Source organism: Pedobacter sp. UC225_65 (assembly GCF_042698365.1).
GTDB lineage: Bacteria > Bacteroidota > Bacteroidia > Sphingobacteriales > Sphingobacteriaceae > Pedobacter.
Genome location: NZ_CP170550.1, coordinates 257,015 through 270,334, shown reverse-complemented (window position 1 = coordinate 270,334; position 13,320 = coordinate 257,015). Strand labels below are relative to the sequence as shown.

Annotated in this window: 12 protein-coding genes; 2 read left to right on the top strand and 10 right to left on the bottom strand. The window is 35.0% G+C overall.

Going from position 1 to position 13,320, the window contains the following annotated elements:
* Nucleotides 1-7: 7 nt before the first annotated feature.
* Nucleotides 8-229, bottom strand: a complete 222-nt coding sequence (locus ACFJIZ_RS01380) for a hypothetical protein (protein ID WP_379089965.1) — start codon at nt 227-229, stop codon at nt 8-10.
* 572 nt (nt 230-801) lie between these two features.
* Here ACFJIZ_RS01380 and ACFJIZ_RS01375 point away from each other — a divergent pair.
* Nucleotides 802-3,060 carry a tetratricopeptide repeat protein gene (locus tag ACFJIZ_RS01375; RefSeq protein ID WP_379089963.1) on the top strand — a complete coding sequence of 753 codons (2,259 nt, stop codon included), beginning with the start codon at nt 802-804 and terminating at the stop codon, nt 3,058-3,060.
* Between the two features lie 483 nt (nt 3,061-3,543).
* Here the strand turns inward: ACFJIZ_RS01375 and ACFJIZ_RS01370 are convergent, their stop codons facing one another.
* The 4 genes from ACFJIZ_RS01370 to ACFJIZ_RS01355 form a co-directional block, all read right to left on the bottom strand.
* Entirely contained in the window at nt 3,544-4,545 is a 1,002-nt protein-coding gene (locus ACFJIZ_RS01370) for an NADP-dependent oxidoreductase (RefSeq protein ID WP_379089961.1), read from the bottom strand.
* Between the two features lies 1 nt (nt 4,546).
* Nucleotides 4,547-5,314: an SDR family oxidoreductase gene (locus ACFJIZ_RS01365; protein WP_379089959.1), complete on the bottom strand. Its 768-nt coding sequence runs from the start codon at nt 5,312-5,314 to the stop codon at nt 4,547-4,549.
* A 12-nt stretch (nt 5,315-5,326) separates the two neighbouring features.
* Entirely contained in the window at nt 5,327-6,055 is a 729-nt protein-coding gene (locus ACFJIZ_RS01360; protein WP_379089957.1) for an SDR family oxidoreductase, read from the bottom strand.
* Nucleotides 6,056-6,128: 73 nt separating this feature from the next.
* Complete coding sequence (locus ACFJIZ_RS01355) at nt 6,129-7,223, bottom strand: alkene reductase (protein WP_379089955.1); 1,095 nt, start codon at nt 7,221-7,223, stop codon at nt 6,129-6,131.
* Between the two features lie 95 nt (nt 7,224-7,318).
* Here ACFJIZ_RS01355 and ACFJIZ_RS01350 point away from each other — a divergent pair, with 95 nt between their 5' ends.
* A complete protein-coding gene (locus ACFJIZ_RS01350) occupies nt 7,319-7,735 on the top strand; it encodes a winged helix-turn-helix transcriptional regulator (protein WP_379089953.1) in 417 nt (138 codons plus the stop codon).
* 488 nt (nt 7,736-8,223) lie between these two features.
* On the opposite strand, the gene ACFJIZ_RS01345 is transcribed toward ACFJIZ_RS01350, so the two are convergent.
* The 5 genes from ACFJIZ_RS01345 to ACFJIZ_RS01325 all read right to left on the bottom strand — a co-directional run bounded on the left by ACFJIZ_RS01345 (nt 8,224) and on the right by ACFJIZ_RS01325 (nt 13,026).
* The gene (locus tag ACFJIZ_RS01345) at nt 8,224-9,747 is read right to left on the bottom strand and encodes a putative sensor domain DACNV-containing protein (protein WP_379089951.1); all 1,524 of its coding nucleotides are present in this window, start codon (nt 9,745-9,747) and stop codon (nt 8,224-8,226) included.
* 420 nt (nt 9,748-10,167) lie between these two features.
* Nucleotides 10,168-10,989, bottom strand: a complete 822-nt coding sequence (locus ACFJIZ_RS01340; RefSeq protein WP_379089949.1) for a hypothetical protein — start codon at nt 10,987-10,989, stop codon at nt 10,168-10,170.
* A 270-nt stretch (nt 10,990-11,259) separates the two neighbouring features.
* The gene (locus tag ACFJIZ_RS01335) at nt 11,260-11,748 is read right to left on the bottom strand and encodes a hypothetical protein (protein WP_379089947.1); all 489 of its coding nucleotides are present in this window, start codon (nt 11,746-11,748) and stop codon (nt 11,260-11,262) included.
* 40 nt (nt 11,749-11,788) lie between these two features.
* A complete protein-coding gene (locus ACFJIZ_RS01330) occupies nt 11,789-12,409 on the bottom strand; it encodes a hypothetical protein (RefSeq protein WP_379089945.1) in 621 nt (206 codons plus the stop codon).
* Nucleotides 12,409-13,026, bottom strand: a complete 618-nt coding sequence (locus ACFJIZ_RS01325; RefSeq protein ID WP_379089943.1) for a hypothetical protein — start codon at nt 13,024-13,026, stop codon at nt 12,409-12,411. The genes ACFJIZ_RS01330 and ACFJIZ_RS01325 overlap by 1 nt, the downstream gene beginning before the upstream one ends.
* Nucleotides 13,027-13,320 lie beyond the last annotated feature (294 nt).

Genomic DNA, 13,320 nt, shown 5'->3' with positions numbered 1-13,320 from the left:
TTAAATGTCATGGTACTTTGCTAAAAACCCCATAGGTAGCAATTTCAGCATTTAGGCCAATCACATTAGGTTTAAAACAGGTAACCTCAAGCTTGCCATCAATAAGTACCAGTTCGTATCTGGCATCATTATCGGCAGCAGCATCTGGTGTACTGCTTCTTGCTGCAATATTTTCGCAATTATGAATACTTGCCAGCAAATGGATAAATCGCATCTGCTTTTTCGCCATAAGTATCTGGGTTAAATGTAAACACCGAAAATGTCTTGGCTATATTGGTCCAATTAACTTGATACGAATTGCTGTTCAACTGATTTTTTGTCGGCTTTTTTTACAGGCTGTAACTGGCAAACGGCCATACTGGTCTTTAATACCTTATAAAACTTCGTTTTCATAATGCTATTGTTAATGTTGATTAGGTTTCGATTATAAATCCTTTAATCAAACTTATTAAATTCATTACTGGGATTTTAAGGCAACGATTGGAGTAAGCATTTTAATGAGCCAGATATAGCTTACAATGAACGAAAACTACTTATTAAAAAGCATTTTAGCGCAATATGGATTTGAGGGGAAATCACAACAGATATTAAATGAACTTTTATATAAAGCCATTCACTGTAACAGCGGCCACAAATCAATAAAAATTTGGCGGTTTAGTCATTTATTATGCTTTCTTTTTTGTATTAAAAGATAGCTTGCGTGAATAGGATGTATTAATGAGCAAAACGATAGTTTGAGTTAGTTTATAGTAACCCTATTGATTATATTTATGTATTACTTTGAGGGAGATATTCCAACCTATGAAAAAACCTATACTCATGATTGTATTTAACTATTCCGAAAAATATCTGAAATACTCATCCGTATTTCTTTTTCTGGTAGTTTGCTCAATCTTTTTTTCTACAGCATATGCCCAAAATAAAAAGATAGATTCCCTTGCAAATCTATTAGTAAAACATCCACAACAAGATGATGAAAGAGCAAAGATACTACTCCAGTTTGCTGATTATTATGTAATGACCGATGCAAAACAGAGTTTAAAATTTTCAAATGAAATTATCTCATTCGAAAATAAAATAAAGGATAAGGGAATTTTAGCTTCAATTTACAGAACAAAGGGTATTTCCTTATATTTCCAATCTATGCACTTAGAGAGCATACAATCTTTAAACATGGCCTTAAAGATAAATACTGAAATTAAAAACAATCTTGGAATTGCAGTAAGTCTAGCTAATATAGGTACTATTTATTTGAGCCAATCAAAGTTTCCTGAAGCATTAAACTTCTTTTTAAAGGCCTTAAAAGAGTATGATAAATTAAAGGGAAATGAGCTACCCATAGCAAATACAATTGCTAACATTGGCATAGTATATACTGAAATGGGCAATCTTGAAGAGGCGATGAAAAATCATCATAAATCGCTTACAATCTATCAAAAATTTAAAAATTATGCTGCTCAAGCTACCTCATTGTCAAATATTGGTACTGTTTATTATAAACTCAAAAATATAAATGAAGCCATAAGATATAGTAAATTATCTATAAAATTGGCAGATTCAATTGGAGACCTACGTACGGTAGCTAGGGAGAGTGGGAATTTATCTGCGTATTACAGCACAATTAACCAAGCAGATCTTGCCCTTACCTATGGGTTAAATTCTGTTGAAATAAATAAAAAAATAAACAACAAAAAAAGTTTGGGGTTCAACTATCAAAATGTTTCATCGGCATATTTAAAAAAAGGAGATTATAAACTAGCTAAAATATATGGCATTAATGCTTTAGGTATAGGTAATGAGCTTAATGTTACTGAGATAAAAAGAGATGCCAGTTTAGGCTTAAGCGAAGTTTACGAAGCAATGAATATGGCTGATAGTTCTTTATTTTATTACAAGGCATACACAAAATTTGCTGATAGCATAAGTAATGATAAAAAGAAGAATGAAATTACTAAAATGGGCTTGCAATATGATTTTGATAAAAAGGAATTGACTTACCAACAAAAACAATTACTGGCCGATGAGCAACTTAAACAACAACAGCTACAGTTGGCTTTAAACCAGACTGAATTGCAAAAAGGGCTACAGTTTAGGGATTTACAAGAAGCGCAGTTGCAAAATGAAAAATTACAATCTGAAGAAAAAGAAAAACAGCTGATCATTGCCAGGAATAACGAAAAATTGCAAGCCAGTAAAGTGAATGAACTTTCACAGCAGCAAAAATTAAACAAATTAGAATTAAAGCAATTGTGGTTGTATGGAATTCTAGTTCTGGTTGTTTTAGGTTCTATATTGGTCTATCTCCTAAATTTATATCGGATCAGAAAATTGAAATTCAACAATGAACTTCAGTATCAACAGGCAGCTCAAAATGAGTTGAAATTGAAACATCAGTACCAACTTTCCGAAAGTGAACTAAAGGCAATTAGATCACAGATGAACCCACATTTTATCTTCAATGTATTAAATTCCATTGAAGCCTATGTAATGGATAACGAGAAAAGGAAGGCTTCAAGGTTGATACAGAAATTTGCCTCCTTAAGTAGATTGATCCTTGAAAATTCCACAAAAAGTTTAGTTACCGCCGACAAAGAATGGAAAGCTATAATGCTATATACAGAATTAGAAGCTATGCGTTATGAGAATGCTTTTACTTATTCATTTACTGTGTTAGATGATATACAACTGAAAACATTGTACCTCCCACCCATGTTGGTCCAACCGCTAATTGAAAATGCCATTTTACATGGCCTGATCATAGAACCAAAAGCAGATGCACATCTTTCTGTCATACTTCAAATGCAGACAGATAGCATTTCTATTACAGTAGCAGATAATGGGGTCGGTCTCGAAAATAAAAGCACGAAAAATGCAAAAAACCCGGTAAAAGAACAGTCCATGGGTTTGGCTTCTATCAAAGAAAGGATAGATATGATCAATAGGCAGCAATCAGCTTATCAAGCCAGCTTTAAGATAGGACCTGGAGCAAAACAAGGAACCATTGCAATTATATGTTTACCTTTTTTGAACGGGAACCCTGAACTCAATACAGAGAATTAAGAAATAGTACTAGTATTGATATCAGGATGGATAAACTACTTTAATATATAAAAATAAGTTCTAAACTCATCTCTTATTCCTCCTTAATAGACTGAACCCTAAGCAGGAATACTTTGAACAAAGCTGAGAAACGTTGAAATACCGATTTAGCATAAAAAAACCGCAATTAAAATGTTCAAAGTGCGGTTGTACCGATCAGCAGGAATATTTTGAACATTTAAATCGCTTTTTATTACTTATTGAGCCCATTGTCGAGGATTTGGAGAGAAAAAAATTCATTTGATCATGCATCAAAAATCAAGGTAATTTTCGATTAAGATACCTTGACCAGATTATAATAAAACAAAAAATTTGGCAAATGTCAAAGTAAATACTTTAGCATTTTGCCGGACTATCCGACCAATAAGGATACTTATTGCCATGGGGAAGCAGGCAAATTTTAGGATAAACATGACAAAACCACCGTTTAAGCAACGTTGGTTTTTATTTCACTTTTATCACTGCCTTCCCTTTTGTACGGCCACTTTCTACATAAGCTAAAGCATCGTTGGTTTGTTCAAATGGAAACACCTTGTCAAGCACGGGAGTGATCACACGCGTTTCAATCAATGAAGTGATTTCGCTCAATTGTTTGCCATCTGCCCTCATAAATAAAAAAGAGTAATCAACACCAAGTTTTTTAGCTTTTTTTCTAATGCCAAAGCTAATAAGCGATAAGACGGTTTTAACAACCCAAGAGGCACCAATTGCTTCGGCAAAAGCCGGTGTTGGTGGTCCCGAAATCGAAATCGCTTTCCCTCCAGGCTTAAGTATCCGTAATGATTTTTCAAGTGTCTTTGTATCTTGACTGTTCAGCACAACATCATAATCTTTCAGGATAGTTTCAAAATCTTCCTTCTTGTAATCAATCAGTACATCTGCTCCAAGCTCCTTCAGCATTGCAAAGCTTTTTTCACTTGCAGTTGTAGCCACAGTTGCCCCCAGATGTTTCGCCAGTTGTATTGCAATTGTTCCTACACCTCCAGAACCTGCCTGGATAAATACCTTCTGTCCTTTTTTGAGATTGGCCATTTCTACCAGGGCTTGCCATGCAGTAAGGGCAACCAAAGGAATAGATGCAGCTTCTTCCATGGTAATGTTCTTGGGCTTAAGTGCAACATCTTTCTCATTGATGGCAATATACTCTGCAAAGGTACCAATGTAAAAATCAGCAACGCGGGCATAGATTTCATCGCCTACCTTAAAGCGTGTCACTTGTGTGCCTGCCTTGGTAATTACGCCGGCAACATCATGCCCCAAAATAAGTGGCAGTTTATAGGGCAGTATCATCTTAAACTCGCCAGATTTTATCTTGGCATCAAGCACATTAAGGCCCGAAGCGTGGATTTCCACCAATACTTCTTCTTCCTTTACGATCGGAGCAGGCACATCAATAAGTTCAAGAACTCCCTTTTTATCGTATTTTTTTATTGCGAATGCTTTCATCTTATGATTTTAAGGTTGCATTTGTTTTCTTCGGATTAATCAATCCAAAGGCTAATTTAGGGAAAAAGCGGTTGAAGAAATAGATGAGCTTCGAATCACCTACCCGAATGGTGTACTGATCCTGCTCAAGACCCTTTATCAGTTCCTTAACCAGTTGCTCGGGGCTTATTTTCTTATCTTCCCTATCTGCCACCATATCCGTGTCAACCAAAGGTGGCAACAGTTCAAAAACCTTTACCTTAGCACCCAGAATTTTTAAGTGCTCTCTTAAGGATTTGGTGTAAAAAGCCAACGCGCTTTTGGATGCCGAATAGGTAGCCTCAATGAGTGAAGGCACCATACTCAAAATTGAAGTAGTATTGATGATTGCACTTTCCTCTCTTGATTTTAGCATCTCCATAAAAAGGTTATTGAGACGGACAACGCCAAGATAATTCACCTGAATTTCATACGCAGCTCCTTTCAAATGCGCATCATTTGAAAGGCCTAAATTTATTGGTGGTATACCAACGCCTGCATTGTTATAGAGTATATCGATGCCGCCCAATTCTTTTACCTTATCAAAAAGCGCATATGCGTCATCCTCATTTCCAGCATCACTTTGTATGGTAATCAGGTTTGGATATGCTTTTTTGGCTGCCTTCAGTTTATCTTGATTTCTGCCCGTAATGATCACTTTTGCACCAATCTGCAAAAATTGTTTTGCAGCTTCAAGTCCTATACCCGATCCTCCTCCTGTGATGAGGATAGTCTTCTCTTTTAAATTCATGGCTTTTCTTAATTAATGAGGAACATTTTCTGTTGTTGGAATAACCAATTCATGGATTTTCTTCGTATCGCCAACCGGAACTTCAAATTGATTTTCCGCTAATGCTACAAATAATTCATCGGCTACTTCCGATGCTGGAATTCCATTTGCACCACCAATTTCGGCAGAAAAATCGGTATTCACCAAAGGTGGATAAAGTTCGTACACATTTAAGTTTCCGTTTTCTGAAAAGGTATCTCTCAGCCCTTGCGTGTAGCTATGTAGCGCTGCTTTGCTTGCCGAGTAAGTAGGCAAATATTTGTTAGATCTGAATACCGCAATCGAAGAAACATTTACAATTGCCGCTTCTTCTTGTTGCAAAAGCAATGGCAACGTAAGCGCAGTAAAATCTATTACACTAATATAATTGGTATTAATTTCCTCGTAAGCTTTTGCTGCTGCGTTATTATTGTTGTCGCTTAAATCGTTCATAAAAGCAGCCCCAGCATTATTTATGATGATATTTATGTCGGCATGTTTACTTTTTAATTCTTCTGCAATTTTCAACCTATCAGCTTTGACCGATAAATCGCCCTGAATTGCCATGGCATTGTCCAATTGTTTCAGGGCGTTTTGCAAGCGTTCTTCATTACGTCCGTTGATGATGATCTTGTTGCCTGCTGCGCTAAATTTTTTGGCAATAGCTAAGCCAATTCCGGCGCTCCCGCCGCTGATAAATATGGTGTTTCCTGTAGTTTTCATTTTGCTCTGTTATTTATTGTTGTTGTTTGCGACAGGGATACCGCGGAAAGCCGCCCGGTCGCCCAAATATTTCTTAATGATTAAGACTAGAATAATCGGTGTATCCTTTTTCGCCCGGGGTATAAAAAGTTGCTTGATCTGGCTGGTTTAGCGCTGCATTTGTTTTGAAACGTTGTACTAAATCTGGATTGGCAATGAATGGGACACCAAAAGACACTAAATCAGCATCGCCATCATTTAGTACTTGATTGGCTGTTTCATTCGTAAACGCTCTATTGATAATGATAGTGCCATTATAAATTTTACGGAAGTGCTTTGCAACTTCTTGGATGGCATCTGAAATTGCAGAAACATCTGTAAATGGTTCTATCAAGTGGATGTAGGCCAGGCCATAACCATTAAGTTTGTTCACTATATAATCGTATAAAGCGATCGTTTCGTCATCAACTAAAATGCCCATAATTCCATTAAGTGATGGATTTAGACGAACTGCGACACGCCTGATATCGACAACTTCTTTCAATTCATCTAAAATTTCAAATAAGATGCGTGCACGGTTTTCGATAGAACCGCCATATTCATCTTCCCTATGATTGGTATTTTTACTAAAGAACTGTTGCAGCAGATAACCATTGGCACCGTGCAGTTCAACACCGTCGAAACCAGCCTCGAAAGCATTGATGGCAGCCTGTTTAAAATCATTTACCGTTCTTTTAATATCTTCAATAGCCATTGGTTGTGGCGCTTCAGATGGTTTGAAACCCTCCGCTGTAAATACCTGTTGCCCAGGATTTATGTCTGAAGGCGCCAATGGTTTTTTTCCATCATGAAGATCAGGATGAGAATATGCGCCGGTATGCCAAAGCTGGGCAAATATTTTTCCGCCCTCGCCATGCACTGCATCTGTAGTCAGTTTCCATCCCTGTATCTGGTCGTGGCTATAAATACCAGGCACGTTTACCACACCAACAGCCTCTTTGCTAATAAAAGTTCCTTCGGTAATGATTAGTCCGGCACTTGCACGTTGTTTATAATAAAGCGCTGTAAGCTCCGTAGCTACGTTCCCAGGGTTTGCGGAACGGCTCCTTGTCATTGGGGCCATGATAACTCTATTGTTTAAATTTAGCTCGTTTAAGCTATATGGTTCAAAAATTATTGCTGTTTCCATTGCATGTATAATTTAATTACGTAAATTTGCTTGCGTTTTGCAAGTGCAAATATATAAACAACTTTCATTTTGCAAGTAATTTTATAATTTATTTTATGCCAGATTTAAAAAAACGGTCTGATTGCCCCATTAGCAGCTCATTAGATATATGGGGAGACAAATGGTCATTGCTTATTGTTAGGGATTTAATGTTTTCTAAAGAGTGTACGTATGGCGACTTCTTAAAGTCGGATGAAAAAATAGCGACTAATATCTTGGCTTCCCGATTACAGATGCTGGAACTAAATGGGGTAATTACCAAACAGGATCACCCGGACAGTAAAGCTAAGGTCTTATATAAACTAACCCAAAAAGGTGTTGACCTTCTTCCTTTAATGATCGAAATTAACTTATGGGCTGATAAATATTTTACGTTGCCAGCAGAGAGAAATGCGCTGCTTGTGGAAGTAAAAAAGGATAAAGATGCATTTATAAAAAACAAAACAATTGAGCTATTAGAACACTCGAATTAATTGAAAACAAAGCTGATTTTTGCGGGCAACGAGCCTTGTTAAGCATATTTTTTTAATTTTTTTTGCACGGCACAGACCGTGATCAATTAATGCACTATAGTTAGAGAGCGTAATTAACTATCTTAACAAATGAAAATAAGTTCAAACCTAATCTGCTATTCCCCCTTTACCAGACTGAACCATTAGCAGGAATACTTTGAACAAAGCTGAGAAACGTTGAAATACCGATTTAGCATAAAAAAACCGCACTTTAAAATGTTCAAAGTGCGGTTGTACTCTTAGAGAACTTTTCTTTGAAAAATTTAATTGAAAATTTAGAAGAAATAGCGGATTTAGGCGCTCTAAAGGCTGATTCCGAAATACAATCGTAGCTTAATGTTGAACTATTTAATATAGCTTAGTTATATATAGAACTTTACATTCTATTAAATTTAAATTGAAGTATTCTTCTTAGCTAGAATAGTTATTACAATTGGAAGTTTTTTATCTCAAAACATGGAAATAATTTCACCTTTCTTATATCCCGGCTGTGAAATATTGATAATCATTCTGTGTTTCACATTTGAATTTAATCTAGTCTGTTTCGCCTGTATATTTTCCCATAAAATTAACTTTTCTTTAATACGCATAACTGGTCTAATATCTCCATCCTGTGAGATTACGAAGCCCAAAGTACCAGGATTATTCCAACAATAAGAAAACATTGAACGATGCCGTGTCCCATGTTGTTCAGGATCTGACTCACGAAGATGTTGAGGGTAGGCATATACGCTATTGCAAATCCACACTTTTTCAGGCAATTTGATTTTTTTTATAACAACCCCGAAACCTTTAACAGTGAGGTTTTGATCAATTAGTACAAGTCCATCTACGCAACATTGAGAGGCAATGAATCTAATTGTACCTTTAATTTCGTTCAAAGCGCGTAACTTTTGTCTTTCTAAATTTGATTTACGAAGATAATAGGCCGTATCGACATCAACTAAAGGATCGAAATCATCTGGGAGTATTGAATTTTGGGCAATATGTACAAGTTCATACTTTAGCAGATTCAACATCGCCCGATGCAAACGATCATATTGCAACTTATACTTAATATCTAATTGTGTTGTCTTTGAAGAAAATAGTATGGCACCTCCATGATGATAATTTTGGACCTTAATAAGGATTTTAGAAAACACCTTTTTAACACACTTTTTAACTAAACGATCAATCGCTCCGATCAGTTGAGGGTTTGTCTCTTTAGCAAATTGTGTTAACCCTTTTTTAAGTTTGGCAGCCTTTAAATTGAGAAAATCAGAAACTGGCCCCCTATTAAGGACATCGTGGTATTTTTTTATTAGATTTTCATGCTTTAGTGTAGCGATCTCCTCATAGCCACACATTACAGAAAGGCTGCCAATACCGATTATTGACACCTGCAGAATTCCAGGTTGGTCCGGCTTTGTCTCCGTTTCAAAATTGATCCACCCTTGGCTGTGAACTGCCTGATCAATCATCCCATTTATGGTTAAACTATTATCTGCACTATAATAAACCGCTAATGAACCACTCCAAGGGTCGGCTGCCTTTGCAAGTTTAGTTACCGCCTTTACATCAAAAGCGATAGCATTACCAAACTTCACAAAATTCCAATTGTCGGTTTTTGGAAATCCTCTACTAGGCATTAAGATTTCATGATTTATCAACGTAACGGTGACGTTTAGTAATTGCCCTTCTTCAGTTTTAAGACTCGCGTAGAACATGGTTTCCATTAAATTTTCCAGAACTGTCAAGTTTGGCATGGATGAGCCTAACTTATCTTGCTGTAATTTCTCAAAAACATAAAGTGCTAAATCTTTGGGTTTCGCAAGATCAGAGGAAACAGGTGCTTTTACTTTGTTTAGAGTGGATGTTGAAATCATTTTGAGAGATGTTATTTCATACAAGTTAGCATTTGCATATGATAAATTGTTAGCCTTTGTATAACCAATCTTAATTTGATTACTTTTGAACCATTCCCATTTGATCAATAGCGGCTACCATTGCAACTGAAGTTATAATATTTTTCCTACCATTTGAAGTTTTAAAAATGCAAATGAATCTTTTAAAAGAAAAAATGAACCGTAATTAATAATTTATTTATAATATTAGTATAAATTGCTTCATTTGCTAAATTAAAAACTCTCTCAATATTAGTGAAAGCTTGATAATACTCGCATTTAAAGTCAATCAATGACTACCCATCTGGGATTAAGTGGATTTCGACAATGGTAACGAGAACCGTCGAAAAGCCGAGCCATATTTTTTAATGTTCACAATAAAGCAGGATTGCTTAAAAAGTACTAGCATCGCCTCTTTGAAGAATAGAAATCAAAATTTGTCTCTATTAAAATAACATAGCGTGAAGCCGTTGTAAATTGTGCGGGCTTCTTATTTGGTGGTTTTGTAACCTACCACGTGATAGTATCGTCATCATTAATCTTTCCCGTTTTTGACTTCATGTATGAGTAATCTTCCGTAGTTGATTTTCGAATGAACCATTCCTCTACTAGTACACACTTTAATAGTTTAGGGTTTTTTAAAGCAATATTATATCCCTGAAAGTCATCACTCGTAGATCCGTACCCAATTCCTTCAATATCTATTAGAGAAAAACAAATCATTGCGATAACATTAGTAATGTTGTACAGACTAGGAGAATATTTCTGTTTAAATTTTGAAGTAAAATATTTTGAGATTAGTGTTGCCGATTCTTTTGCTTCTACCGGCCAATTAGCTAAATATCTTTCTGGAAAGCTATGAACGAAAGGTACATCTTTAAAATCCGAATCGGAACCATCAACAAAATTTGCCAGCCAAAGTCCATTACTACTCTTCCAACAACCAATAGTAACTAAATAATCTCCTATCGGTTCATTCTGTAAAACCTCAAATGCAGCAGTTTTCTTTGAATTTGCCCCATAAAAAATTGGAATATTGTAAGGGTTTGCTCTACCCTGTGAAATATTCTTCTCCTTAACCCCTATTTGTTCCACCCTTCGCGCGGACTTAAATGCATCATTGTTCAATCTCGCCCTACAAACAGATCCACTAATTTGAACCCTTACAATTGGGAAGCTCTCACCGTGTTTTAAACCTATTTCCCGCTCAAACTCTAGATATAATTCCTTAAAATTTACTTTAGTGGATCTTAGATCAAGTAAATTTAACGCCTTTTTAACCTGTTCAGGCTTAAATAAATATCCAGGTATTTTAGAAGGTTCAAAATCCATAAATAATAAAAAGTGGTAATTGTTAATTGCGAAGAGATCAATAAAGTTAAGAATACTGGAAACTGCGTCAAAACAATACAAAATAAAAAGAAAAACTCCACATATGGGAAGTTTTGTATTCTCGGAGAACTTATATTGATCGACTTAATAGAAGATTTACAGAAAATTGCAGTTTTAAATTATGCTAGCGCAATGTAGCAAATACGATCATAGCCTTACTTTGAACTATTCAATTAGAAAGCACTAACAATCAGAAATTTTGACGTTAATTTATTTTGCTGATAATTTCTGCCTCAACTTGTCTGAAATCATTTCTTCTTTAAGTCTATTCTCTTGAATAGCTTGAAGTAAAATTGCTTTAACTTCTTCTTTATCGAAGATTCTAATCGTCAAATACTTTTCTATCTCCTCGTCTGTCAGTGCTGAAAAATCTTTAACTTGTTTTAAAATCTCATTAGATACGATTTCTAGCTTCTTAATATTAATTGAAACAAGATCTTTATGGCTTTCTATTAAATCGTCAACTTTTGTATTACCCTTAGTAGAGACAACTTGAATTCCATTTTTTACAAAGAATTCCTCTTCTATTAAAATGATTTCCTGTTTTTCAAGCTTTTCTCCATTAGCGACGAAAGCCAATACGATATCTTGAATTGATTTATCCTCTAAATCATTTGCCACCCAAAATGATAATGTATTCCCAGTAGTTCGTAAGCAATATGTTACCCCATCTGCGCAAACACTATCCTCTAATTCCATCCACTTTGATGAGGTAAATTTTCGACCTAAGTATCCCATATTAAGATTCCAGTCTAGAAAGAACTTTTCTCTTATAAACCCTTAAAAATCCAGTTTTTGACTCTATATTCTGGAGAATATCTATTAATTCATTTGTATTCCAATTTTCGATGCATTTGATAATCAAATCTGTTATCTCGACATCTTCGTTGTCTTTATATATTCCAATAATTCCTATTAATAGAGACGATCCGAAGGAATAAATCTTTTCGTAATCGATATTAGATAATATTCTCAGCAAGTCCTTGAGAACATTCTTTTTGTGAAGATTTTTAACAATAAGTCCATTTAGAGTCTCGGTTGCGGCTATGCCGTATTGAGAATAGAACTTTTCAAATGCTAAATCTGCGGGGGTGAACATTATATCATCCGAATCAGTCAAACCTAAGAGATCCATAATCTCTATTTCAAATTTTTTACGTTTGTCTTGAAATTCTGCAGATCTGTAAAGCGTCTTTATGTCAAAAGATAAAATCGCTTCATTATTACTTCTAACATCATTAATAAGCGTATTATTATCTATTTCCTCCTCCTGACTCATTAACGATACATCTATAACAGAATCGAGAGTTACTCTCAAATTTTTTTCATCTAATTCGGTGTAATTTTCTGAATGTGCCATTATTTTAAAATTCCGTTTACATTGTTTAGAAGCTCTTGATTCCATGCGCTAACTTCGGATAAAAATCCGTTGAAATCAGGCGTAGAAAAACGTACGCCGATATTCTCTGGATTAGTATTTATGTCTAAACCAAGTTCGAAAAAATTATGAGCCTGTCTATTTTTTGTATTAACTCCAAAAACTCTACCAAGATTATACACATTATTAAATATTTCTGTTTTGCTATTAAAAGTTCTACTATACCTTCTACAAGTTCTATGATTCCATTCAATTGGAGGGACTTCCGAAATTTCGGTTAGTTTAGAAAAAATTTTCGAATACACTTGATCCTTTTCAGGTTCACTTAGTTGAAAATTCCTATATGTTGTAACAAATGCCAAACGGTTTGCTTTACGCACATGTGTCTGCTCGATTGCCGCAACAATGCTTTTGGCCTTTTCACAGAAATCTTCGCAAGACATAACGGGCTTTCCTAAAACATTTATACATTCTATATCTATCCTATCTGCACGAAAGTTTATAGAAAATGAATTATCAATTGCATAAAACTTCAGTCTATTTTTCACCAGACCTTGAGGAAGTTCAATTTCTTGATTACTTCCGGGAATGAAGATCATATTTTAATAAATTAAGATAAATTTTCTGTATTGTCTGAGGTTCATAAGGTATGTCACTATTATTAGAGAACAATACAAATACATATTTATTTGGCTCAAATACCATTTCTTATTTTTTTACTATAATACAAATAAAAAATCATTGCATAATACTTTTTGCTTTTTTTAACACAATTTTACATTTTAACAAGTAAATCTAAAATGTTGTTTAATCAAGTATTAGATAGTTTTGATATAACTAATAATTCAATTATCTTATCACGTTTACACCAAAATTTTAAAAAAGTAAAATCA

Coding starts and splice junctions, on each gene's coding strand:
- ACFJIZ_RS01375 (WP_379089963.1), top strand. CDS start 802: ATGAAAAAACCTATACTCATGATTGTATTTAACTATTCCGAAAAATAT.
- ACFJIZ_RS01355 (WP_379089955.1), bottom strand. CDS start 7,223: ATGGAAACAGCAATAATTTTTGAACCATATAGCTTAAACGAGCTAAAT.
- ACFJIZ_RS01350 (WP_379089953.1), top strand. CDS start 7,319: ATGCCAGATTTAAAAAAACGGTCTGATTGCCCCATTAGCAGCTCATTA.
- ACFJIZ_RS01340 (WP_379089949.1), bottom strand. CDS start 10,989: ATGGATTTTGAACCTTCTAAAATACCTGGATATTTATTTAAGCCTGAA.
- ACFJIZ_RS01370 (WP_379089961.1), bottom strand. CDS start 4,545: ATGAAAGCATTCGCAATAAAAAAATACGATAAAAAGGGAGTTCTTGAA.
- ACFJIZ_RS01365 (WP_379089959.1), bottom strand. CDS start 5,314: ATGAATTTAAAAGAGAAGACTATCCTCATCACAGGAGGAGGATCGGGT.
- ACFJIZ_RS01325 (WP_379089943.1), bottom strand. CDS start 13,026: ATGATCTTCATTCCCGGAAGTAATCAAGAAATTGAACTTCCTCAAGGT.
- ACFJIZ_RS01360 (WP_379089957.1), bottom strand. CDS start 6,055: ATGAAAACTACAGGAAACACCATATTTATCAGCGGCGGGAGCGCCGGA.
- ACFJIZ_RS01380 (WP_379089965.1), bottom strand. CDS start 229: ATGGCGAAAAAGCAGATGCGATTTATCCATTTGCTGGCAAGTATTCAT.
- ACFJIZ_RS01335 (WP_379089947.1), bottom strand. CDS start 11,748: ATGGAATTAGAGGATAGTGTTTGCGCAGATGGGGTAACATATTGCTTA.
- ACFJIZ_RS01330 (WP_379089945.1), bottom strand. CDS start 12,409: ATGGCACATTCAGAAAATTACACCGAATTAGATGAAAAAAATTTGAGA.